Origin of the sequence: Pseudomonas sp. UV AK001, from assembly GCF_046097675.1 — a bacterium.
Taxonomy (GTDB): domain Bacteria; phylum Pseudomonadota; class Gammaproteobacteria; order Pseudomonadales; family Pseudomonadaceae; genus Aquipseudomonas; species Aquipseudomonas kribbensis.
Window position 1 is genome coordinate 238,866 of the sequence record NZ_JBJUVZ010000007.1, and the last position, 23,254, is coordinate 262,119.

25 protein-coding genes are annotated in these 23,254 nt (G+C 61.6%); 3 read left to right on the forward strand and 22 right to left on the reverse strand.

The window, feature by feature from the left end; translation table 11 throughout:
• Window positions 1-94 precede the first annotated feature (94 nt).
• The 4 genes from dgoD to ACKLNA_RS20075 form a co-directional block, all read right to left on the reverse strand.
• Entirely contained in the window at window positions 95-1,243 is a 1,149-nt protein-coding gene (gene dgoD, locus ACKLNA_RS20060) for a galactonate dehydratase (RefSeq protein WP_007950849.1), read from the reverse strand.
• Window positions 1,244-1,291: 48 nt separating this feature from the next.
• A complete protein-coding gene (locus ACKLNA_RS20065; protein ID WP_408986858.1) occupies window positions 1,292-1,912 on the reverse strand; it encodes a 2-dehydro-3-deoxy-6-phosphogalactonate aldolase in 621 nt (206 codons plus the stop codon).
• A 19-nt stretch (window positions 1,913-1,931) separates the two neighbouring features.
• On the reverse strand, window positions 1,932-2,921 hold the full coding sequence (locus ACKLNA_RS20070) for a 2-dehydro-3-deoxygalactonokinase (protein ID WP_408986859.1): 990 nt from the start codon (window positions 2,919-2,921) through the stop codon (window positions 1,932-1,934).
• 193 nt (window positions 2,922-3,114) lie between these two features.
• The gene (locus ACKLNA_RS20075) at window positions 3,115-3,597 is read right to left on the reverse strand and encodes a GNAT family N-acetyltransferase (protein WP_039770630.1); all 483 of its coding nucleotides are present in this window, start codon (window positions 3,595-3,597) and stop codon (window positions 3,115-3,117) included.
• 111 nt (window positions 3,598-3,708) lie between these two features.
• On the opposite strand from ACKLNA_RS20075, the gene ACKLNA_RS20080 reads away from it, so the two are divergent.
• The 3 genes from ACKLNA_RS20080 to ACKLNA_RS20090 all read left to right on the forward strand — a co-directional run bounded on the left by ACKLNA_RS20080 (window position 3,709) and on the right by ACKLNA_RS20090 (window position 6,085).
• The gene (locus ACKLNA_RS20080; RefSeq protein ID WP_408986860.1) at window positions 3,709-4,356 is read left to right on the forward strand and encodes an HD domain-containing protein; all 648 of its coding nucleotides are present in this window, start codon (window positions 3,709-3,711) and stop codon (window positions 4,354-4,356) included.
• Between the two features lie 111 nt (window positions 4,357-4,467).
• Entirely contained in the window at window positions 4,468-5,664 is a 1,197-nt protein-coding gene (locus ACKLNA_RS20085; RefSeq protein WP_408986861.1) for an MFS transporter, read from the forward strand.
• Window positions 5,665-5,746: 82 nt separating this feature from the next.
• A complete protein-coding gene (locus ACKLNA_RS20090) occupies window positions 5,747-6,085 on the forward strand; it encodes a hypothetical protein (RefSeq protein ID WP_408986862.1) in 339 nt (112 codons plus the stop codon).
• Here the strand turns inward: ACKLNA_RS20090 and ACKLNA_RS20095 are convergent.
• The 18 genes from ACKLNA_RS20095 to tmk all read right to left on the reverse strand — a co-directional run bounded on the left by ACKLNA_RS20095 (window position 6,079) and on the right by tmk (window position 23,246).
• Complete coding sequence (locus ACKLNA_RS20095; protein WP_408986863.1) at window positions 6,079-7,008, reverse strand: PfkB family carbohydrate kinase; 930 nt, start codon at window positions 7,006-7,008, stop codon at window positions 6,079-6,081. The genes ACKLNA_RS20090 and ACKLNA_RS20095 overlap by 7 nt on opposite strands.
• Window positions 7,001-8,467 (reverse strand): cytosine permease, encoded by a 1,467-nt coding sequence (locus ACKLNA_RS20100; RefSeq protein ID WP_248740134.1) that lies wholly within the window; start codon window positions 8,465-8,467, stop codon window positions 7,001-7,003. Before ACKLNA_RS20100 ends, ACKLNA_RS20095 begins: the two co-directional genes overlap by 8 nt.
• A gap of 70 nt (window positions 8,468-8,537) precedes the next feature.
• Window positions 8,538-9,536: an ADP-ribosylglycohydrolase family protein gene (locus ACKLNA_RS20105; RefSeq protein ID WP_408986864.1), complete on the reverse strand. Its 999-nt coding sequence runs from the start codon at window positions 9,534-9,536 to the stop codon at window positions 8,538-8,540.
• Window positions 9,533-10,246, reverse strand: coding sequence for a GntR family transcriptional regulator (locus ACKLNA_RS20110; RefSeq protein WP_085710916.1), 714 nt, complete (start codon window positions 10,244-10,246; stop codon window positions 9,533-9,535). Before ACKLNA_RS20110 ends, ACKLNA_RS20105 begins: the two co-directional genes overlap by 4 nt.
• A gap of 266 nt (window positions 10,247-10,512) precedes the next feature.
• Window positions 10,513-11,481, reverse strand: a complete 969-nt coding sequence (gene araH / locus ACKLNA_RS20115; protein ID WP_408986865.1) for an L-arabinose ABC transporter permease AraH — start codon at window positions 11,479-11,481, stop codon at window positions 10,513-10,515.
• Between the two features lie 12 nt (window positions 11,482-11,493).
• Window positions 11,494-13,035 (reverse strand): L-arabinose ABC transporter ATP-binding protein AraG, encoded by a 1,542-nt coding sequence (gene araG / locus ACKLNA_RS20120; RefSeq protein ID WP_408986866.1) that lies wholly within the window; start codon window positions 13,033-13,035, stop codon window positions 11,494-11,496.
• Window positions 13,036-13,091: 56 nt separating this feature from the next.
• On the reverse strand, window positions 13,092-14,096 hold the full coding sequence (locus ACKLNA_RS20125) for a substrate-binding domain-containing protein (protein WP_408986867.1): 1,005 nt from the start codon (window positions 14,094-14,096) through the stop codon (window positions 13,092-13,094).
• Window positions 14,097-14,239: 143 nt separating this feature from the next.
• On the reverse strand, window positions 14,240-15,058 hold the full coding sequence (locus tag ACKLNA_RS20130; protein ID WP_408986868.1) for an SDR family oxidoreductase: 819 nt from the start codon (window positions 15,056-15,058) through the stop codon (window positions 14,240-14,242).
• Between the two features lie 270 nt (window positions 15,059-15,328).
• Window positions 15,329-16,204, reverse strand: coding sequence for an SMP-30/gluconolactonase/LRE family protein (locus tag ACKLNA_RS20135; protein WP_408986869.1), 876 nt, complete (start codon window positions 16,202-16,204; stop codon window positions 15,329-15,331).
• A 25-nt stretch (window positions 16,205-16,229) separates the two neighbouring features.
• Window positions 16,230-16,946, reverse strand: coding sequence for a FadR/GntR family transcriptional regulator (locus ACKLNA_RS20140; RefSeq protein WP_408986870.1), 717 nt, complete (start codon window positions 16,944-16,946; stop codon window positions 16,230-16,232).
• 102 nt (window positions 16,947-17,048) lie between these two features.
• Complete coding sequence (locus tag ACKLNA_RS20145; RefSeq protein WP_408986871.1) at window positions 17,049-17,609, reverse strand: DUF1285 domain-containing protein; 561 nt, start codon at window positions 17,607-17,609, stop codon at window positions 17,049-17,051.
• Between the two features lie 15 nt (window positions 17,610-17,624).
• Entirely contained in the window at window positions 17,625-18,230 is a 606-nt protein-coding gene (locus ACKLNA_RS20150; RefSeq protein WP_007950810.1) for a DUF4823 domain-containing protein, read from the reverse strand.
• Window positions 18,231-18,350: 120 nt separating this feature from the next.
• Window positions 18,351-19,319, reverse strand: coding sequence for a GTP 3',8-cyclase MoaA (locus tag ACKLNA_RS20155; RefSeq protein ID WP_085710923.1), 969 nt, complete (start codon window positions 19,317-19,319; stop codon window positions 18,351-18,353).
• A 138-nt stretch (window positions 19,320-19,457) separates the two neighbouring features.
• A complete protein-coding gene (locus tag ACKLNA_RS20160) occupies window positions 19,458-20,096 on the reverse strand; it encodes a TetR/AcrR family transcriptional regulator (RefSeq protein ID WP_201815896.1) in 639 nt (212 codons plus the stop codon).
• A 341-nt stretch (window positions 20,097-20,437) separates the two neighbouring features.
• On the reverse strand, window positions 20,438-21,223 hold the full coding sequence (locus ACKLNA_RS20165) for a TatD family hydrolase (RefSeq protein ID WP_085710924.1): 786 nt from the start codon (window positions 21,221-21,223) through the stop codon (window positions 20,438-20,440).
• 15 nt (window positions 21,224-21,238) lie between these two features.
• Window positions 21,239-21,595: a PilZ domain-containing protein gene (locus tag ACKLNA_RS20170; protein WP_085710925.1), complete on the reverse strand. Its 357-nt coding sequence runs from the start codon at window positions 21,593-21,595 to the stop codon at window positions 21,239-21,241.
• Window positions 21,596-21,637: 42 nt separating this feature from the next.
• Window positions 21,638-22,621: a DNA polymerase III subunit delta' gene (locus tag ACKLNA_RS20175; protein ID WP_408986872.1), complete on the reverse strand. Its 984-nt coding sequence runs from the start codon at window positions 22,619-22,621 to the stop codon at window positions 21,638-21,640.
• On the reverse strand, window positions 22,614-23,246 hold the full coding sequence (tmk, locus tag ACKLNA_RS20180) for a dTMP kinase (RefSeq protein ID WP_408986873.1): 633 nt from the start codon (window positions 23,244-23,246) through the stop codon (window positions 22,614-22,616). Before tmk ends, ACKLNA_RS20175 begins: the two co-directional genes overlap by 8 nt.
• Window positions 23,247-23,254 lie beyond the last annotated feature (8 nt).

A 23,254-nucleotide genomic window follows, 5' to 3' on the forward strand; every position in this document is an offset into this window, starting at 1 on the left:
GAAGCGATCTATCAGACGGCATCGGTTTCGAATGTGCCGACCTCATCGCGAGCAAGCTCGCTCCCACAGTGTTTGGTGTTGGGTCAGAAAAGACTCACCACTCGGCAAAACTGCCATCGGCATGACGCCAGATCGGGTTGCGCCAGCGGTGGCCGACCGCCGCGCGTTCGATCACGTATTCCTCGTTGATCTCGATCCCCAGCCCCGGGCCGTTCGGGATCTTCACGAAGCCTTTGTCGTAGTCGAACACCCGTGGATCCTTCACATAATCGAGCAGGTCATTGCTCTCGTTGTAATGGATGCCCAGGCTCTGCTCCTGGATAAACGCGTTGTAACAAGCGGCGTCCAGTTGCAGGCACGCTGCCAGTGCAATCGGTCCCAGCGGGCAGTGCAGCGCCAGCGCCACGTCGTAGGCTTCAGCCATGTTGGCGATCTTGCGGGTCTCGGTGATGCCGCCGGCGTGGGAGGCATCCGGCTGGATGATGTCGACGTAACCTTCGCTCAACACCCGTTTAAAATCCCACCGCGAAAACAGGCGCTCGCCGAGGGCAATCGGGGTGCTGGTCAGCGGTGCCAGCTCTTTCAGCGCTTCGTAGTTTTCGCTGAGCACCGGCTCTTCGATGAACATCAGTTTGTACGGATCGAGTTCCTTCATCAGTACCTTGGCCATCGGCTTGTGCACCCGGCCATGGAAGTCGACGCCGATGCCTACGTTCGGCCCCACCGCATCCCGCACGGCGGCGACGTTGGCCAGTGCGAGGTCGACTTTCTCGAAGGTATCGAGGAATTGCAGCTCTTCGGTGCCATTCATTTTCACGGCAGTGAAACCACGGCCAACCGCCTCTTTCGCGGCCCGCGCGGTATCGGCCGGCCGGTCGCCGCCGATCCACGAATACACACGGATCTTGTCCCGCACCTGACCACCGAGCAGATCACTGACCGACACGCCGAGCGCCTTGCCCTTGATGTCCCACAGCGCCTGGTCGATGCCCGCCAGTGCGCTCATGTGGATGGCGCCGCCCCGGTAGAAGCCGCCGCGATAGAGCACGGTCCAGATATCTTCAATATTGCGTGGGTCTTTGCCGATCAGGTAGTCGGACAATTCCTCGACCGCAGCGGCGACGGTGTGGGCCCGGCCTTCGACCACAGGCTCGCCCCAACCGGTCACGCCCTCGTCGGTTTCGACCTTGAGGAAGCACCAGCGCGGCGGGACGATGAAGGTGGTCAGTTTGGTGATTTTCATCTGCTTGTCTCTCTTGTTAGATGCAGCGCACGCAGCGCCGGAAAAGTCTTAGCGGAGGGCTTTCCAGGCCGCCACGTAGGCCTTGGCATTGGCCGCTACTTGTTGAGTCGTCATGCCCGGTTTAAACAGCCCGGAACCGAGGCCGAAACCTTTGACGCCGGCGTCGATGAACACCTGCATGTTGTCCGGCGTGATGCCGCCGACCGGCGCCAGGATCGTCCCGACGGGCAGCACCGCCAGCCAGGCTTTCACCACTGCTGGGCCCATTTGTTCGGCCGGGAACAGCTTGAGAATGTCCGCCCCCTCATCCAGCGCGGCGAAGGCTTCGGTCGGCGTGGCAACGCCCGGCGACAGATACAGCCCCGCCGCTTTCGCCGCCCGCAACACCTTGGCATCGCTGTGGGGCATGACAATCACCTGGCCGCCGGCCTCCTTCACCAACTCCACCTGTTCCGGAGTCAGCACCGTGCCGGCACCGATCAGGCAATCGGCAGGCAAGGTCTTGCGCAGGATGCGAATGCTTTCGTACGGCGCGGGGGAATTGAGCGGTACTTCGATGACGCGAAATCCGGCCGCATACAGGACTTCTCCGACAGCCGCGGCTTCCTGCGGATGCAAGCCGCGCAGGATCGCGATCAGACCGTTTTGCGCCAGTGCTTGCTTGAGCATGTCAGGCCTCCAGTCAGGGTTAACGGGATGAGGAATCGATCAGTCCGGCGGCGAGCGCCAGTTGCCACAGCCCGCGCTCGGTGGCCTGTTCGGCCAGCGTCACCCGGGCGAAACCGCAGGTGTCGAGGGCACGGCTGTAACGGGCACACAACTGCGCGTTGCCGATGAGGATGATCGAAGGAAGCTGTGCGCTGTTGCGACGGCGCCGTTGCACGGTGGCCAGCGCTGTCAGTTCGTGACCGATCAGCAGGCCGGACAGATAGTCCGGTTGTGCGGTGGCGCTGAGTTCACCGGTCAGGCCCAGGCTGCGGGAGCTGAACAACGTCGACAGCACGCCGATCTCGCCCTCCGCCGACAGCGCCACCTGCACGCCGCGATCAAATGCCTCGGCGTCGAACGTCGCGCTGTGCTGTTGGGTACGTCCGAGAATGCTGTGTTCGCTGAGCACGGCGAACACTTCGCCGGTCATGAAGGTGTCGAAACGGGTGATGCAGCCGTCGGCCACTTCCACCCATTTCGAATGACTGCCCGGCAGGCCGATCATCAGATCGTTGCCCGCCTCGACCGGCAGATTCTGCAGGACGCCAAGGACCTGGGTTTCTTCGCCGCGCATCACGTTCGGGAGTGCCGAACGCTGAATCACGCCCGGCACAATATGCACATCGACACCGCGAAGGCTGCGAACGGTTTGCAGGGATTTTCCGAGATCGGCGACATTGGCCGGCGTATCGCGGTAGGACGCTTCGCGCCAGCCCTGGGCGCTGCCGACCATGCCGCAGGCAATCACCGGCAAGTCGGGTTGCGCATCGAGCCAGTCGCCGCAAGCCTCGTCGAATGCCAATTCAAAACCGTCGGAGCATTCACGACCGTTGATGACCCGCGGCTTCTTCGGCAACTGCATGATCCCGAACGACAGCGACCGCTGCGCCAGCACCTGCCCGCCCGCCGCGAGTTTGTAAGCACGTAGGGAGGTCGTCCCCCAATCGAGCGCGATCAATTGCGCCAGCATCGCTTCACCTGTTTTGTTATTGGCAGTGAGTGAGCTGGACTATAAACCCGGGCACAACAAAATCTCAATATATAAATAACAATCCCACAATATGAGACAAAGACAAAAAAATACCGCAGGCCGTAACAGCGCCTTCAGAGAAATTTACTTTCCCTGCAGGAACCGTCTCGGGCTGCGATATTCCTGGCGCGGCTCAGTTGCCCTCGGCAAACTCGCGCAATACCTTGCCATCCATGCGATACCTCACCCACTCTTCCTGCGGCTGGGCGCCGAGGGACTTGTAGAACTCGATGGCCGGGGTGTTCCAGTCCAGCACGCTCCATTCGAAGCGGCCGCAGTCGTTGGCGCAGGCGATTTTCGCGAGGTGGCGCAGCAGGGTTTTGCCGGCGCCGCCGCCCCGTTGCTCGGGAGTGATGTAGAGGTCTTCGAGGTACAGGCAGTTGCTGCCCAGCCAGGTCGAATAGCTGAAGAAGAACACCGCGAAACCGATCGGCAAGCCGTCGCGCAGACAGATCAGGCCGTGGGCCGTGGCGCCTTCGCTGAACAGGCTGCGCTCGATGTCGGCGACGCTGGCGATGACTTCGTGACGGGCCTTTTCGAAGTCTGCCAATTCGGTGATGAACGCGAGGATTTGCGGTGCATCGCTGGGGGTCGCCGGGCGGATTTCGATCGTCATGGACGGGCCTTGTCGGAAAAAGGAAAACGCCATACTAAGGCGGCGCGCCGCGCTCGTCACATGGCAATCCACAGATTAGGCTAGTGCGGCCGGTCACTCTGAAGGATATTCATGAACGCATTCGAACCACTGGCCTCATTCGCCACCGAACTGCTGCCCCACGCGCTTGAACCGTCGGAGGACGGCGCCCATGACCTGTCGCACCTGCAGCGGGTCTGGCACAACGCGCGTATTTTGCAGGCCGAGGAAGGTGGCGACCTTGAGGTGCTGCTTGCAGCGGTGTTGCTGCACGATTGCGTGGCCGTGGAAAAGAACTCGCCCCTGCGTTCACAGGCATCGCGCCTGGCAGCGAAAAAAGCATCAACGGTGCTGGCAAACCTGAACTGGCCAGAAGAAAAAGTCAGCGCCGTCACCCACGCCATCGAAGCCCACAGTTTTTCCGCCAACATTACACCGACAACCCTCGAAGCGCGGCTGATGCAGGACGCCGACCGTCTCGATTCCCTGGGCATGCTCGGCGTCGCCCGCACGTTCTACACCGCCGGGCGCATGGGCAGCGCGCTGTACGACCCGCACGATCCCGAAGCCCGGGAAAGGGACTACGACGACAAGCGATTCTGCCTCGATCATTTCCAGACCAAACTGCTGCACCTTGCCGACGGTTTCCAGACAGCTGCCGGTCAACGTCTGGCGCAGCTCCGTCATCAACGCCTGAAAGGTTTCATGGAGCAATTCAAGGAAGAGATCGGCGTCGCCTGAAGGCGTTACTCCGGTCATTCACGATCCTGAGATCGCCAAGCTCAGACCTAAACCACGGGCGCGACGTGTTAGATAGATGACGCTCAATTTTTCCGGTCAAGGAACCGCGTCATGCCTCAAGCAACACCCCAGGTCCCGGGCAAACTGTTCGGCCTGTTCTGCCTCGCCAGTTATCTGTTGTCGCTGCCCTACGGCGCGACGTTTCTGCTCTCGCTGCTGATAGGTTCGCGCGGCGGCAACGAGCACGATGCCGGCAGCGTGATCAGCGCGGCGATGCTCAGCACCTTCATTGCGGTGCTGGTGTCCGGGCACCTTTCCGACTGGCTGGGTGCGGCGCGTTCGATTGCGCTGTTCGGGCTGTTGCTGGTGGCGGCGAGCCTGGGGTTTGCGATGACGCCGGGCTTCGGCCATCTGCTGCTGTTTTTCGGGTTGCTGCTCGGCTTGGGCTGGGGCGTTTTCTATACGCTGGGGCCGATCATCGTCGCCAGTCTGGTGAGCCCGGCACAGCGGGCGAAATATTTTGCGCTGCTGTCCGGCAGCATGATGACCGGAATCGGCAGCGGCCCGCTGCTCGGGCGCGCCGCCAGTGCGCTGGGGTTGCCGGTGACGTCGGCGTTCTTTCTGGCGGCTGCGGCGAGTCTGATCGGCGTGCTGTTGTTCTGGCGTCTCGGTGCCCGCCTGAAAAGTACACAAGCCGCGTCAGCGGCAAAAATCAGCTGGCAGGCGACTGCTCAGGTGCTCAGTTCCCGCGCGGTATTTCCGATCATCATGGTCGGCCTCGGCGGTTGCGTATTCGGTGGTCTGTCCAGTTTCCAGACCAGCTATGCCGCCGCCCGTTCGCTGGATTATTCACTGTTCTTCCTGGGCTTCATGAGCGCCGCCATCAGCAGCCGGATGTTGATCGCAGGCTACGTGGTCAAGCGTGATCCGCTGCGGGCGTCGTGTCTGCTTTCGGGGTTGATGCTGGGCTCGATCGTGCTGTTCGCCTTCGGCGTGCAAAGCGGTTTCAGCTATCTGCTGGCAGCGGTGATGCTCGGTGTCGGCTACGGCCTCACCTACTCGGTAATCAATGGACTCGCCGCCAACGAGGCACCGGTCGGCACCACGTCGCAGGCGTTGCTGCTGTTCAGTCTGGCGTACTTCATCGGTGTCTTCGGTTTCCCGCTGCTGGCCGGAAAAATCATCGTCGAACACAGCATGGCGACGCTATTGCTGACGGTGCTGGCGGTGGCGGCGTTGAACTGGTCAATCACCCTCGGCCGCCTGCTGTGGCGGAGGATGAAGGTAGAAAGTGCACTGACGAACTGAACCGTTCGTCATTCAATCGGCACCTATCCCACGCGAGGGCAGACCAAGATCAGGTAAGGATTCCAATCACTGGAGACACACCATGATCTCGTCAAGGTTGACTGCTTTCGTGTTTACCACCCTGCTCTGCCCCGTGGCGTTCGCCGCGACTGCCACGGGCACCGGCCCCACCGATCCGGTCACGCCACCGCGCGCCCCTGCGATCAACAGCGCTCCGGGCATGAATACCGATGGCTCCGGCGTTCCGCTGATCAATCAGCCGCCGGCCACCGGAACCGATCCGCGCACTCAGGGCAATGACCCCGGTCGCCAAGGCGGAATGAACACGCCGGATTCCCCCACTACTCCCGACAACTCCGGCGCCGGCATCGGCTCGAAAACCACCACCGGTGGTTCGGGTTCCGAAGGCACCGGTCAGTAGGCGGAAGATTCGCGGATCAGCGCATCGACTTCGGCGGTGCCCGGTGCGGTCGCCGGCCCCCAGCGAGTGACGGCCAACGCAGCTGCGGCGTTGGCGCGTCTCGCGGCTTCATCAGCCGCCAGACCTTGCGCCAGCCCCGCAACGAATACACCGGCATGGGCATCGCCGGCGCCGTTGCTGTCCACGGCCTGCACCTTGAAACCCGGCACATGCCGATGCTCGCCGTGCTGATGAATCCAGCAGCCTTGCGGGCCATCGCGGACCACCATCAGCACACCTTGTGGCAAGTGCACGGCCAAGCGGTCCAGCGCCGTTTCGATGTCCGTCGCGCCAGTGAAGCGCAGCGCCTCGACACTGTTGCTGGTCCACACGTCGAAGCGCGGCAGCAGCGCCTGCATCATCGGTGAGTCCGGTGATTCCACCAGCGGGCCCGGATCGAACACCACGTTGATCGTCTTCGGCAGCGCCAGCGTCCAGTCCAGCAACGCCTGGGCCTTGCCGCTGTGCAGAAGGCTGTAGCCGCTGACGTAGACGTAGTCCCCCGGCTCGGCTGCAACGCTGTTCAGCTCCGCCCCCGTCACTTCTCCTTCGGCACCAATGTAGGAAATGAAACTGCGCTCCGCTGACGCATCGGTCAGCGCCACGCAGATACCGGTGTCGCGCTCTGCAGGCTGTTCGATACCGATGCGGATGCCTTCGGCATTCATCGCCTGTCGCGCCAGATCACCGAAGCGACCGTTGCCGTGGCGACCCAGATAGACCACCGGCAAGCCATTGCGAGCGGCGGCAGCCATCACATTGAAGCCGCCGCCGGCTTCGAAACTGGCGGACTGCGCCAGCACGTCGCCGCCGATTTGCGGCAGCGCATCCACGGCCATGACCAGGTCGATGATGACCTGGCCGGTGTGCAACATCTTAGGCATGAGCATTCTCGGTTTGTGCGGCGCGGCGGTCTTTCGCCCCGCCGAGTACGAAGTAAATGCCGCCGGCCACCACGAAGGTCACGATCCAGCCAAGGCCGTTGTGGCCCAGCCAGGAATCGGACAGGAAACCCTTGAACCAGACGTTCTCGGCGGTGGTGCCGATGGTGGTGAAACTGAAGCCCAGCACGATGGCTATCGCCCACGCGCCGAACGCGCGCCACTCGATGCCGCCGTTGTACCAGTAGGCGCTGCTCGGGCTGACATCGAGCAGGTCTTTCGGGCTGTAGTAGTGACGGTGAATCAGGTCGACCACGAAGATCCCGACCCACGCGGTGATCGGCACCGCCAGCAGGGAGATGAAGGTAATGAACGGGCCGTAGAAACTGTCGGCGATCAGCATGAAGTAGATCGAACCAGCGAAGATCGCGACGATGTCGACCACCACCGCGTACACGCGTTTGACCTTCAGGCCGAGGGTCAGCGTGGTCAGGCCGGCGGAGTACACCGACAGGTTGTTCGAGAGCAGCAGGCCACCGAACGCGGTGATCAGGTACGGCACGGCCATCCAGGTCGGCAGCATGTCGCGGATCGCCACGATCGGGTCAGTCGCCGAGGCCAGATCGTTGTTGCCCACCGACAGCAGGCCGCCGAGGGTGATCAGCAGTACCAGCGGAATCCCCGCACCAAACGCTGCCGAAGCCACCAGGCGCACGGCTTTGACGCTGCGATGCTGATAGCGCGACATGTCGGCGCCGGCGTTGGCCCAGCCGATCCCGGTGCCGGCGGCCATGGTGCCGATACCGATGATCATCGCGCTCATCGGCGCCGGGGTGGCGTTGAACACCGCGCTCCAGTCGATGGTTGCGCAGAGGAAGCCGCCGACCAGGATGTTCAGCGCGCCGAACACGTAGGTCGCCCACTTCTGGATCACCAGCAACGTAGCGTGGCCGAGGCCGGACACCGACAGGGTCAGCAGCACGAAAATCGCGATGAAGATCAGGGTCAGCACTGGCGCGCTTTTGGCTTCCACCGGCGAGCCGAACAGGATCGAGCACAGCGACAGCAGCACGAACGCCGCCGTGGTGGTGTTGACGGTTTCCCAGCCCAGGCGCGACATCAGCGACACCAGCGTCGGGCCGATATTGCCGCGCACACCGAAGATCGCCCGCGACAAGGTCAGGCTCGGTGCACGACCGCGACGGCCGGCAATCGAGATGATCCCCACCACCGCAAACGAACCGGCGGCGCCGAGGATTGCGACGATGATCGCCTGCCAGATCGCCAGGCCACGAAACGCAACCAGCGTGGCGCCCAGCGGCAGGCCGAGGATGGAAATGTTGGCGGCGAACCAGACCCAGAACAGTTGCAGCGGATGGCCGTTGCACTCGCCTTCCGGCACCGGTTCGATGCCACGGGTTTCCAGTTGCCCGGCGCTTTGCCCGGCGTTCGATGAACTCATGAGAGATGCTCCTGTTGCCATTGTTGTGGTTGTCGGCAAGACAGTTGATTGACGTGTGGCGGGCGGCGTTTCAGCGCAGCGCGAGGAGTCCTTTCACCAACGGTTCCAGCTCCAGATCGTTGACGGTTTTGACGGTTTCAATCATCGCCGCCGGCCAGCTCTGCAGGCCCAGGCAGGCCCCGAGCATGGCGCCGAGAATCGCGGCGATGGTGTCGGTGTCGCCACCCAGGCTCGCGGCCATGCACAGCGCATCGAACGGCGTCATTTCCCCGACCGCGACTTGCTGTGCGAGGGTGAACGACACCACCACCGATTCCTGCGAGGCCACCGAGGTGCCAATCACGTCGTACAGCAGATCCGCGAGCAACACCGGGTCGCTCTCGACACTGATGCTGCGCGCCCAGCTGATCCGCGACGCGATACGCCCACCGGCCACCCAGTGCCCGTGCGCTTCCGCTTGTTGGGCGATCTGCTGACCGAGGTTCAGCGCCTCGCCCAGATCCAGGCCGTTGATGCCGGCCGAGACCACCGCCGCCACCGCCGCCGCGCTGGAAATCCCCAGCGTGGTGTTGTGAGTGACCTGACAGGCCTGCACCACCGCCGCGATAAAACGCTCGGGATCGGCTACATCGGCGGCGATTCCCACCGGGGTGATGCGCATTGCTGCGCCGTTGGTGGTGCCGTAACGCCCGGCCTCTTCCGGCGAATGGCCGGCGAGGATCATTTCGATCGCACGTTTGGTGGATGGGCCGAGCAAGTCCTGCGAACCCTTGGCCTGCATCTCGGCTTCCCATTCGATCAGCCTTTGCGCCAGCACCGCAGGCTCGATCCGGCCCTTGCCTTCGACCAGCAACTCGCCGACCAGAATCGCCTGTTCGGTGTCATCGGTGATCGAGCCTTTGGGCATGTTCGCGGCAATCGGTTGCAAAGGGCCGGCGTCTTGCAGATCGGTGATCTGGCCGAAGCGTTGCTTGATGGTTTCGCGATTCAGGGATTGCGTCGGCATGCCCAGCGCATCGCCGAGGGCCAGGCCATAAAACGCGCCCAGGGCACGGTCGAGGGCGGTCATTTCGATTCTCCAAATTGCAGGTGCAGACGGAAGTGCACCGGGTCGAGCAGGCTTTCGACCTGTTCCATGAAACGGTTTTGTCGGTCGTAAGTGGTGCGCAGTGCTTTGAGGAACACCGTACCTTCGGGACGGCCGAGCAGTTCGGCATCGACAGCGTTGAGCGGTTCGGCGCCGATCCACTGATCGCCGCGTTCGCCGATGTAGCCGTAGGCCGCCAGGGTAACGGTCAGCGAATTGTCGATCAGGCCCACGCGCGGCAGGCTTTCCAGGCCTCCGGTGGCGGGCATCAATGAACGTTCGAGGGACACCAGCGTGCCGTCATTGGAACGGCGGCGACGATCGAGGGTGATGAATTGGTCGGTGCCGAAGCGCGGCAGCAGATCGGGCCGGGTCACGGCTTCCAGGCGCAGCACTTCGGTATTGATCAGCGCCCCGCTGTCGGCCAGGGCCTGGGCCCAGCCGCTGCGCTGATCGAGTACCACACCGTCGAAGGTGACGATGGAGCCGACCCCGCTTTGCGTGGCGATGTAATTGCGCCGTTTCAGTTCGGCCAGCGCTTCGCGCAACGTGCCACGGCTGACGTTGAATTCCTGAGCCAACTGATGCTCGCCGGGCAACAGAAAGCCGTCCTCCATGAGGCCGCTTTCGATGCGTCGGACGAGCTCGTCGACCACCCGTTGTTTCTTGTCAAATCGTACCTGTCTAATCATGTACAAAGTGATAACCGAAACGGGCTGGAGCGAGCAAGAACAATTTCGGGAAGGTGACAAAAGGCGGGAGAAGCAAAAGCCCCCTCACCCTAGCCCTCTCCCGGAGGGAGAGGGGACCGATTGGGGGATATTTGGGAGATACACCGACCTGAGCCAGCTCGCCGAATCCACAATCGACTGGATTCTTCAGGTCGATGTACAGCGAAAGACACCTCGGTCAGTCCCCTCTCCCTTTGGGAGAGGGTTAGGGTGAGGGGCTCTTGATCTCAGCGTTGCTTAAGACGGTCAATGACAACAGCCAACAACAAAATCGACCCTCGAATAACGTACTGGTAGAAGGTGTCGATATTTTTGAGGTTCATCGCATTCTCGATAATCGCCAGAATCAACACCCCGGCAATCACATGCCGGATCATCCCGATCCCGCCGCTCAGCGAAACCCCGCCCAGCACGCAAGCCGAAATCACCGTCAGCTCAAACCCCTGCCCGATCATCGGCTGCCCGGAAGTCATCCGCGACGCCAGAATCACCCCCGCCAGCGCACCAATCACCCCATGCACTGCGAAGATGATGATCTTCGTGCGATCAACGTTCACCCCTGCCAGCAGCGCCGCCTCCTGGTTGCCGCCGATGGCCATGGTATTGCGCCCGTAGGTCGTGTAATTCAGCAGCCAGCCGAAAAACAGGAAGCAGACGATGGTGATCAGGATCGGCACCGGCACGCCGAACAACTGGCCGTTGCCGAACACGAAGAACGATTCCTGCGACACGCCCACCGCTTTGCCATTGGCAAAAATGTAGGCCAGGCCACGGACGATCTGCATGGTCGCCAGCGTCGTGATCAACGCATTGACCCGCAACTTGGCAATCACGATGCCGTTGATCAGGCCGACGATCAGGCCCATCACCAGCGCCGCGCTGACGCCGAGAAACACGCTGTTGGTGTCGCGCATCACCACCGCCGCGACCACCCCGGCGCAGGCAATCACCGAGCCCACCGACAAGTCGAAATGTCCGGATGCCAGGCAGTACAACATGGTGCACGCCGCGATCCCGGTGGTGGAAATCGCCAGGCCCAGGCCGCGCATGTTCAGCGGCGAGAGGAAGTTGTCGATCAGCAAGGTGCAGGCGAGAAAAATCCCGACCGCCGCCAGCAACATGACCCAGTCATCGAGGAAGCGCCGCATATCCAGAGGTTTGCGCGCGGTCGGCAGGGTTTCGTTTTGGGATGTCATCATAGTCACCTCTCAGTTCGCCGCGCCGCTGGCGCGATGGCGCGGCAAAGCCAGTTGCAGCAGGTTGGATTCGTTGGCCTGGTCGCGGCTGACTTCGCCACGCAGGGCGCCTTCGCACAGCACCAGAATGCGGTCGGAAATGCCCATCACTTCCATCAGATCGCTGGACACCACGATCACCGAAATACCGTCGGCGGCGAGGTTATGGATGATCTGGTAGATCTCGGCCTTGGCGCCGATGTCGATGCCCCGGGTCGGCTCGTCGAGCAGCAGCACTTTCATCGGCATCGACAGCCAGCGGCCGAGAATCGCCTTCTGCTGGTTGCCGCCGGAGAGGAACTTGATCTGTTGCCCGGCATGTGGGGTTTTCACTTTCAGGGCCTTGATCTGTTTGTCGGCGTTGCCCTTTTCCCACATCCCGCGCAGCAGGCAACCGAGCCCGGAATTGGCGCCGCGCGCACTGATGTTGATGTTCTCGGCGACGCTGGCCAGCGGGATGATGCCTTCCTTCTTGCGGTCCTCCGGGCACAGCAGAATCCCGGCGGCAATCGCATCCCGGGGCGAACGCAGCTTCAGTTCATGGCCGCGCAATTCCAGGCGTCCGGCGGTGTTGCGCTCCAGGCCGCTTAGCAGCCGGAACAGCTCGGTGCGACCTGCCCCGACCAGTCCGAATAACCCCAGAATCTCGCCTTTGTGCGCGTCGAAACTGATCGGCTCACGCAAGCCTGGGCCGAGCAATCCATCGACTCTCAGCGCCACGGCACCACGCGGGCGACCGCGATAGTCGTAGATGTCCTGAATGTCGCGCCCGACCATGCAGGTCACCAGTTGATCGTGGGTCAACTGGCTCATGTCCTCGAAGGTACGCACGTAGCGACCGTCCTTGAACACTGTCACCGCGTCGCAGATGCGGAACACTTCTTCCATGCGATGGGAAACGTAGAGCACGACTTTGCCCTCGTCGCGCAACCGGCCGATGATCGCCATCAACCGGTCGATTTCCCGCGCCGAGAGGCTGCTGGTCGGTTCATCGAACGCGATCACATGGGCGCCACGGGACAGTGCCTTGGCGATTTCCACCAGTTGCCGCTGACCGAGGGACAGGCGCCCGACTTTGGTCTGCGGGTCGATTTCATCGGCCAGGCCCTTGAGGCAGGCCAGAGCTTGCTGGCGCAGTGCGCCGCGATTGATCAGGCCGAAACTGGCCGGCAGGTGACCGAGGAACAGGTTCTCGGCCACGGTCATTTCCGGCACCAGATGCAGCTCCTGGTGAATCACCGCCACGCCGCTGCCGATGCTGTCGGCGGTGGACTTGAAGACCATCGTCCGCTCGCCGATCTGCAACTCGCCACTGCTGGGAATGTAGGCGCCGCCGAGGATTTTCAGCAGGGTCGATTTGCCGGCGCCGTTCTCGCCCATCAAGGCGTGAACCTGCCCGGGGTGAGCGACGAAACTGATGCCGTCCAGCGCCTTCACGCCGGGAAAGGTCTTGCCGATCCCTTTGAAACGCAGGCTGCCGGCACCGTGTTGTTGTGTCTGTACTTGCGCGTGCATTTAAGCCACCTCATCACACCGTTCAAGCGGCCCGGCTGCCCGGGCCGACGCTGCCGTCAGTTCCACAGGCCGATCTTTTCCAGCTCCTGCTTGAAGTTGTCGCGGGTGATCAGGGTGACGTCGTCCATCGCGGTGTACTTCGGCGGTTCTTTGCCGGTGGTGACCCACTCGTACATCATCTCGGCAGTCTTGTAGCCCTCGATGTGCGGGCTCGGCAGCATCGAACCGTAGAAGCCGCTGTTGGGCTTTTTCAGCTCGCCGATCGCGTCGGTGCCGTTGATGCCGATGCCGATCACGTTGGCCGCGGCAAACCCGGCGGCTTCAGTGGCGCGCACGCCGCCCAGCACGGTGTTGTCGTTCATGCCGCCGATGATCAAATTCTTCGCCGCGCCCGGCAGCTTGACCAGCGCCGAGTTGGTGGCGTCCATGCTGCCCGGTACGTCGAGGGTTTTCAGGGCGGTGGTCAGGATGTGATCTTTCGGCAGGCCGGCGTCTTCGAGCGCTTTCATCGAACCGTCGGTGCGCTTCTTGCCGGTGTCGAGTTCGTTGTAGGTGTTGACCACCGCGTAGGTGTCTTTCCAGTCCCAGTTACGCTTTTTCGCCTCGGCAGCCATGGCGGCGCCCTGCTTCTGGCCGACTTCGAACGCGGCCATGCCGAGGTACGGCACCTCTTCCATGAACTTGCCATTGGCGTCGACGAAACGGTCGTCCACGGCAATCACTTTCAGGTCATTGAGCTTGGCCTTGGCCATGATCGCGGGGCCGAGGGACACGTCCGGTGGGCAAATCACGAAACCCTTGGCACCGTTGGCCGCAAGGCTGTCGATGGCCGAAAGGGTTTTCTCGCCGTCCGGCACGGCGATCTTGATCAGCTCGAAGCCTTTGTCCTTGGCAGCTTTCTCGGCGAAGGCCCATTCAGTCTGGAACCACGGTTCTTCGGCCTGCTTGACCAGAAAACCGATCTTCACCGGATCGGCGGCCAGCAGCGAACCGCTCAGGCTGAACGCAGTGACCGCCAGCGCGGCACTGCACAGGGTACGAATCCCGAAACGACGTTTCATAAGCAGACTCCTTGTTATTTTTCTTGAGCGTTATTTGAAAAGCGTTGAAGCGGTCGAAGCGTTTCCCGCAAATCATGACGACAATAGTCATATCGTATGATGATTGGATTTCAGGCGGACCTTGCCACCTGCAATCCGCTTTTTCAGTCGTGGTACATCACCGAGCGACCACCATCGATGGTGATGCACGAGGCGTTGATGAACGGCGCTTCATCGCTGGCCAGGAAAACGGCGGTCATCGCCACTTCAATCGGCTGACCGATGCGTTTAGGAGGATGCAGATCGAAGGCGCGCTGGCGTTCGGCGTGGGGGTCGGCGAAGCCGTTCCAGTAATCGACGTTGAGCTGGGTCTCGATGTAGCCCGGGGCGATGGCGTTGACGCGAATCCCTTTCGGCGCGTACTCGATGCCCAGCGCGCGGGTCAGCCCGAGCAAGCCGTGCTTGGCCACCGGGTACGGGAAGCAGCCAGGAATGATGTTCGTGGAATGGGTCGAGGCGATGTTGATGATGCTGCCGATGCCCTGCTCGATCATCTGCGGCAACACGGCTTTGCAGCCATACCAGGCGCCGTCGAGATCAATGGCGAAGCAGCGGTGCCAGTCTTCTTCGGTCATTTGCAGCGGATCGCGGAACACGTTGACCCCGGCGCAGTTGACCAGCACGTCGATGCGTCCGTGCAGTTCGATCGCCAGTTTGGCCATGGCGTGCAGATCCTGCTGGCGCGACACGTCGGCCTTGATCGCTTGCACATCGGCGCCCTGATCGCGCCAGTGGGCGGCGACTTTCTCGACCTTTTCAGCCTGGATATCGCTGATCACCAGTTTGGCCTGCTGCGAGGCGAAGGTCGCGACGATTGCTTCGCCGATGCCTTGGGCGGCGCCGGTCAGCAACACAACCTTGTTTTTCAGACGCTCGCCTTTGGGTGGCTCGGGTACCGGTGGCAGGGACAGAGGTTCAGCCATGAATCAGGACTCCTGTTCGAAAGCATAAAAAAACCGGGCATCTGACGATGTCCGGTCTGGAAGGCTTTTTGAACGAAACAGGCAAGCGCCGCTGACGGCATCGGGCCGTTGCGGGATGCTGACTCCGCTGGGGAGTGCGATAGAAATTCGCTGCATCACTTCACCTGTTTTGTTCTTTTTAAGTGTGAGTGCGTGTTACTGCTGGAGCCGACTATAAACCCGACCACCGAATAATCTCAATATATAATTTTGCATCCCATATTTTGGGATTTAATCAGCGAAACGCGTACAGAGTTTTCCGGCGACATCCACCTGCAGCGACAGCACCGCGCCGTCCAGCGGGTGGTTCAGCGGACTTTTGGCGCTGGTGATGTACAGGGTTTTCAGGTCTGCGCCGCCGAATACGCAACTGGTGGGACGGCTGATCGGCAGGTCGATCTTGCGGTCGATCCGGCCATCCGGTGTCAGGCGCAGCAGGCAACTACCGTCCCAGCGGGCGTTCCAGATGTAGCCCTCGGCGTCCATCGCCGAACCGTCCGGGCCACCGTGCAGATCGGCGCTGTACCAGGGCTGGGCGGTGTCGAGGTTGCCGTCGGTATGGATGAAATAGCGGTACAACGTGCCGTCGAGGCTGTCGCCGAACAACAGAGTGGTGCCGTCGTCGCTCCAGAGCAACGTGTTGGGAATGCCCAGGCCCCGCAGCAATGGCGTGACGCGTTTATCCGGATCAACCCGGAACAGCCCGCCCGAACGACGGTTGATCGGCAGATCCTCGCCCTGCTCGCCGATGTTGTTTTGCATGGTGCCGAGCCACAAGCGGCCCTGGCCATCGCAACGTGCTTCGTTGGCCCGGTTGCCCGGTTGCGGATCGGCGACGCAGAACAGCGTCAATCGTGGTTCGAGTCCGGGGGAATCCAGATCGAGTCGGTAGACGCCGCTGCTCAGGGTTACCAGGGCGTCGCCGCTGGCGCAGGGAATGAACGCCGAGACGTGCTCCGGCATCTGCCAGATCTGCACGTTCTGCCCGATCAGCCGCAGCGCCTGCTTTCCGGCGATGTCTACCCAGTACAGCGCCTGGGTCGGTGCGTCCCAGAACGGGCCCTCGCCCAGTTGCGCCCGATGCTCTGTCACCGCAGTCCACGTCATGCAACCTCCTGTCTTGTTGTTTTTGTCAGCTGGCTTTTTTGTCGGCCATCACCTGCGGGTAGAACCGCTTGATGGCCAGGTCGGCATTGTCGATAAGGGTCATGCAGGCCCACACCCCGCGCGCGGCATCCCGGGCGGCGATGGCGTCGGCCATGTCTTTGTGGATGGGCAGCGTGCGACGCAATTCGTCGGGGTCGGCTGCGGACACTTCGAAGGACACGGCGAGCAGCGCGCCGAGGGCCGGCACCATTTGCTCGATGAATTGATTGTGGCTGGCAGCGAGAATGCATTCGTGGAAGAACTGGTCGGCACGGTTGTAATCGATGCCGCTGTGCGCGGCCCGCTCCAGGGCGTTGTAGGCATGCTGAATGGCTTGCACCTGTTCGACGGTCGCCCGCTCGCAAGCCCAGCGCACCGCCATCGGTTCGATGGTGCGGCGCAGGTCGAGCAGGTCGTCGACGAAGTTTTCCGGCAGACCGCTACGTGACAGCCAGCCGACGACTTGCGGATCGAACAGGTTCCAGCGCTTGATCGGCAACACCCGGGTGCCGACTTTCGGCCCGACTTCGAGCAGGCCTTTGGCGACGAGGGTCTTGATGGCTTCGCGGATCACGGTGCGACTGACCCCGAGCTGTTCGCCCAGTTCAGCCTCGACCTTGATCGCCTGCCCCGGCTTCACCTGGCCGGCAGCAATCCAGGCGCCCAGCCAGTCAACCGTTGATGCGTGAAAACTGCTCGACATGAATACCCCGAAGCCGTTCGCTGTGGTTGCCCAAGCTAATCATCATACGATTGAGAGTCAACGACAAAAAACCGCAGCCTGCTTTCACAGACTGCGGTTTTTTTAAGGTTCGAGGCCGATGGGGAAGAACTCGCCACCGCTCCAGACACCGAGCCAGCGCTGGCCGTCGATTTCTCGGCTGACTGCGAGTTCAACCAATTGGTAAAACACATTTCGGTGGATCAGCGCTTCGAGGTTGGTGCGCACATGCACGTAAGGGGCAGGCTCTTGAGTGACCGGGTCGATCTCGACGCGGATCGGATGTTCCGCGCCGGCCTCGGTGGTTTCATCGACGTTGGTGGTAAAGCGCAGCACTTGCGCCTCACCCTCGCCTTCCACCTCGACGGCAATCGCCACGAAGGGCGCGTCATCGACCTTGATCCCGACCTTCTCCACCGGAGTGATCAGGAAATAATCATCGCCATCGCGGCGGATGATGGTGGAGAACAGCTTGACCATCGGCTTGCGTCCGATCGGCGTGCCCAGGTAATACCAGGTGCCGTCGCGGGCGATGCGCATGTCGATGTCCCCGCAGAAATCCGGGTTCCACAAGTGCACCGGCGGCAAGCCTTTGGTTTTGGGGATTTGTCCCAACAGGTCATTGGCTTTTTGCGGGCCACTCATGGCGAACTCCTTGAATTACTGGTCCCCGACGCCCAACAAGCTGCGCGCGTACTGCGCAAGCGGTGGGCCGATCAGGTCTTCGGGCTTGTTGTCGTGGAACGTCAGTAAACCGCCACGACTCTTGATCCGTGCAGTATCAATCAAATACTGGGTGCTGGTCTCGATCAACATGATCTGAATCACGCCGCCGTCGATACCAAGGCGATCCACGGCTTCCTGATCCAGCCACTCATCGGAGTTGCCGATGCGGTCGTCAGCCTTGGCGAAACGGGTGTACAGCAGGTAATGAGCACCGGCGTCGCGGGCTTCGCCCATCGCCTGGTCGAGGCCTTCCGGCGCACGGGCGCGGCGGACCATCGGGAAGTATTCGACGAAGCCTTTGAAGGCCTCTTCGGCCACCACGTTGGGACGCGGGTAAGAACCACCCGGCGGCGCGAACGAGCCTTGGGCGATGTAGATGAACGAATCCGGCTGAATGCGGAAATTGTTTACGCGGCGGCTGTCGCTGTGGTCCAGCAGACCCGCGTCGCTCATCTGGTAGCGAGTCCCTTCGGCCATGTCACTGACAGTCATACAGCCGCCCAGCGCCAAAACGGCCAGCAGCAAAACCAGGCTACGCATCCTAATCCTCCAGAAGCCGGTGACGGAAAACCGGCGAATGGCCGTAGGATGCAGCTTTTGCGCCAGTCCTTGGAAATGTGCAGGTATCCGCTTGGAAATAAAGCTTTTGTGGCGAGGGGCTCAGCCGCCGATGATCTTCATGACGGTGGCCCCGCCGGAGAATGCGACTTCCTGCTTGTCGCCCAACGCCTTGACCAGCAATCGTTGCAACGCCGGCAGCGCCTCGTGGCGCGGCTTGTCGAGCAGGTCACCGACATAGTGGCGGTTGCTCGACGACAGGCAGCCATGCAGCCATCCGGTGGACGACAGGCGCAGGCGCGAACAGGTACGACAGAACGGCACGCTTTCGTTGGCGATCACGCCGAAGGTGCCGAGGCCGGGAATTGCATAGCGAACAGCCGTGGCGTCCACCGGCGCGTCGGTTTGCGCGTATTCGTAGCGCTCGCCGATCAGTTCCAGCAGTTGTTGCAGGCTGACGAACTGCTGCAGGAAAGCGTTGGAGTCCTTGGCCAGGTGGCCCATGCGCATCAGCTCGATGAAACGCAGCTCGTAGCCATGCTCAAGGCAGTAATCAAGCAACGGCATGACCTGATCGAGGTTCTGCCCGCGCAACGGCACCATGTTGACCTTGATCTTCATGCCTGCCGCTTTGGCTCGATCCATGCCGTCGAGCACCGTTGCCAGATCGCCACCACGGGCAATGCTGCGGAACGCGCCGGCGTCCAGGGTATCGAGGGAAACGTTGATCCGGCGTATACCGGCATCCACCAGCAACGGCAGTTTTTTTGCGAGCAACTGACCGTTGGTGGTCAGGCTGATGTCTTCCAGCCCCATCTTGCCGACGGCGCTCATGAAAGATTCGAGCTTGGGGCTGACCAGCGGCTCGCCACCGGTAATGCGCAGGCGTTCGATGCCGGCGGCTTCGATCAGGTAGGCAACGCCGCGTGCCATGGCCTCTGCCGACAGTTCATCCTGCGCAGCCACCAGCCGCTTGCCGTTGGGCACGCAGTAGGTACAGGCGTAATTGCAGGCTGAAGTCAGACTGATCCGCAAATTGCGAAAACGCCTGCCTTGACGGTCAACGATCATGAAGCACTCCGGCGATGGAAAATCGAGCGGCTAAAACTTGACTCACAATTCAAGTTTTAGCAAGCCCTATGCCTGAGTATATTCCTGCGGTACTGCGCCATGTAGCGAAAAACACGGCGCATAAGGCGACTGAATGATTCAGCCGCTTGGGGTTTCAGGGTCGCGCTTGCGCTTGTTGCCCATGCGCACGCCGATGTCCATCAGGAACTGGAAGAAACCTTCCTGATCTTCCAGCACATTGCTCCAGAACGGCGAGTGATACAGCGCCACCGCGCCGTGCACCAGCGCCCAGGACGCGCAGTAGTGGAAGTACGGCGGCACGTCTTCGAGCTTGCCTTCGCTGATGCGGCCCTTGATGAGCAAGGTCAGGCGTTCGAAGTTCGAGGCACGGATCTTGTGCAGCTCCTCGACCATCTCCGGGACCTGATTGCCCTTGACCACCTTCTCTTCCAGGCGATCGAACAGGCGATAGCGCTGCGGGTCGCGCATGCGGAATTCAAAGTAGGCACGGGACAGGGCTTCCTTGTCCTTGTCGACATCGGCCGAATGCAACAGCTCGTTCAAGTCGCGCTCGTAATCGAGCATCAGGCGCAGATAGATTTCCGCCTTGGACTTGAAGTGCTTGTAGATCGTGCCTTTGCCGATACCCACGGCATCAGCAATCATCTCGACGGTGACACTGTCTTCACCTTGTTCGAGGAACAGCTTGAGCGCGGTATCGAGAATTTCTTGCTCGCGGCGACGAAACTCACGGACCTTACGAGGTTCTTTGTGCATAAGAAAAGGTCTGTAGGGGTCAAAATTCGAAGCCGCGTATTATGCCTAACTTGCGCAAAAATGCACGGATCATCCGACCATATCTGTGTTTCTTGTTCATTTCACGAACGTTTCGGGGGGAATGAGAACATAACCGAAGCGAACGTATTCCAAATTTGTTTAAAAACCCCGACCGGCCAACTGGACTGAACGCCAGACTGATCAATACTTGAACTGTCGGGCGACATCTCCCCCAAGTGTCGCGCCGGTAAAGGTACCAAGGGACCGCGTGCCTTTGTTTTACTCCTAATGGTCTTAACCCGGATTCACCCCCCAGAACCCGGGTTTTTTTTGCCTGCGATTCAGGCTTTTACGTGCGCCAGCGGAAACAGTCGCTTGAAGTTCTCGGTGGTCTGCTCGGCAAAGCGCTCGTAATTCTCGCCCCGCAGCATCGCCAGAAACTCTGCCACTTCCCGCACGTATTGCGGCAGGTTCGGCTTGCCGCGATACGGGATCGGTGCCAGGTACGGCGAATCGGTTTCCACCAGCAGGCGATCGGCCGGCACCTTGCTCGCCACGTCTCGCAGCGCGTCGGCATTGCGGAAGGTGACGATACCCGACAGGGAGATGTAATAACCCATGTCCAGCGCTGCCTTGGCCATGTCCCAGTCTTCGGTGAAGCAATGCAGCACACCGGCCTGGGGCAGCGCGGCTTCGCGCAACAGTTCAAGGGTGTCGGCGCGGGCGCCACGGGTGTGGATGATCACCGGTTTGCCGGTCTGCTGTGCGGCTTGCAGGTGCAGACGGAACGACTCCTGCTGCAACTCGGCGGCTTCCGGCTCGTAGTGGTAGTCCAGACCGGTTTCGCCGATCGCCACCACTTTCGGGTGATTGAGCTCGTGCAGCAGCCAGTCCAGCGCCGGCGCAGCGCCCGGCTGCACATCCAGCGGATGCACGCCGACCGAACAATCGACGTCGTCGTAACGCTCGGCCAGTGCTTTCACATCAGCCGCATTATCGGCGCTGACGCCGATGCACAGGAAATGTCCGACACCCCGCTGGCGGGCTGCATCCAGCGCAGCATCCAGAGAACCGTCGTGAGCGGCGAGGTCGAGGCGATCAAGGTGACAATGGGAATCTACGAGCATAAAAAAGACTGCAACTTACATCGTATGAGTGGGACGGTCGGACTTCAGGGCTCCGGCCAGATGGGTTTCGATGCGACTGCGCGCGGTGTTGTCGCCATCGTTGAATTGCACGCCGACACCGGCAGCGCGATTGCCCTGGGCGCCTTTGGGGGTGATCCAGGCGACCTTGCCGGCCACCGGTATCTTTTCCGCTTCGTCCATCAGGTGCAGCAGCATGAACACCTCGTCGCCCAACTTGTAGCTCTTGTTGGTCGGGATGAACAGGCCACCGTTCCTGATGAACGGCATGTAAGCGGCGTACAGGACGGACTTGTCCTTGATGGTCAGGGACAAGATGCCGTTGCGCGGCCCCGGGCTGACGGGTTCATTCATGTTGACCTCCACTGCTGATGTTCAGAGTCTAGGTACACATTCTTATCTTTGGCCAGGCAGACTCGCCCATTGCACCAACAACGCTTCCAGCAGCAATGCCGCGTTGAGGTTGGCCTTGCTCAGGACTTTCTGGCGCTGGGCGAGAATCCAGTCCTGGATATCGAGGACTTTGCCCTGGGCGCTTTTCTGCGCCAGGTACTGCACGACCTTGCGCATGTCGGTCAGGCCGAGGCCCGCTTCATCCTGGGTCAGTTGGTAGCGCAGGATCAGGCTCGACCAGTCGCAGAACCAGTCGAACAGGCGCAGCATCGGAATGTTTTTCCACTCCTCGGCCAGTTGCGTCGGCGATTGCTGCTGCTTGAGCAGCTTCTTCACGCCTTCCACCACCTGCGCGCGCTGGTCACGCACGCCTTGCCCCTGCAACGTGACAGCAGCCAGCGGCGAGCCGGCAGCGAGGGTCAACAGCTCAACCCGTTCGTCTTCGGAACATTCCGGCAGTGCCTGAGCCAGCCATTGCAGGCTCATGGACTCACTCGGCAGCGGACAAGCCTGCTGCACGCAACGACTCTTGATCGTCGGCAACAAACGGCTCGGCTGGTGACTGACCAGCAACAGCACAGTATCGCCGGACGGTTCTTCGAGGCTCTTGAGCAAGGCGTTGGCGGCGTTGATGTTCATCGCCTCCACCGGCTCGATCAGCACCACCTTGCGACCGCCCAGTTGCGCGGTCTGCACCACGAAACCGACCAGATCGCGCACCTGGTCGACCTTGATCGCCTTGTCCGCTTCTTCCGGTTCGAGGATGTAATTGTCCGGGTGGCTGCCGGCCTTGAGCAGCAGGCAGGATTTGCATTCGCCGCAGGCTTCAGGCGTCGGACTCTGGCACAGCAGGCTGGCCATCAGCCGCTCGGCCAGCGCACGCTTGCCGATCCCGGCAGGCCCGTGCAACAGATACGCATGGGCGTGCTGAGAGCGTCCGGCCAGTTGCTGCCAGAGACTGTCCTGCCACGGATAGGCCTCAGCCACGGCTCAGCTCCAGCAAGCGCGGGAGCAAGCCGTCCAACGACTGCTGGACCTGTGTCAGCGGCTGGCCGGCGTCGATCCGCACGTAACGCGCGGGATCCGCCTCGGCACGCTTGAGGAACGCACTGCGCACGGCCTCGAAAAACGCCCGGCCTTCCAACTCGAAACGATCCAGTCGACCGCGAGCGCTGGCACGGGCCAGGCCGATTTCCACCGGCAGATCGAAAATCAGAGTCAGGTCGGGGCGCAGGTCGCCCTGCACGAAAGTTTCCAGCGCCGCGATGCGCTCCAGCGACAAGCCGCGACCGCCGCCCTGATAGGCGTAAGTCGAATCGGTGAAACGATCACACAGCACCACCGCGCCACGGGCCAGCGCCGGGCGAATGACCTCAGCCAGATGCTGGGCACGGGCGGCGAACACCAACAACAGCTCGGTGTCCGGGTTCATCACTTCGTCGACCGGGGCCAGCAACACCTCACGAATACGCTCAGCCAGCGGCGTACCGCCGGGTTCGCGGGTCAGCACCACTTCGATACCGGCGGCGCGCAGGCGCTCGGCGAGGTATTCGCGGTTGGTGCTCTTGCCGGCGCCTTCCGGGCCTTCCAGGGTAATAAACAAGCCAGTCACAGGCAGTC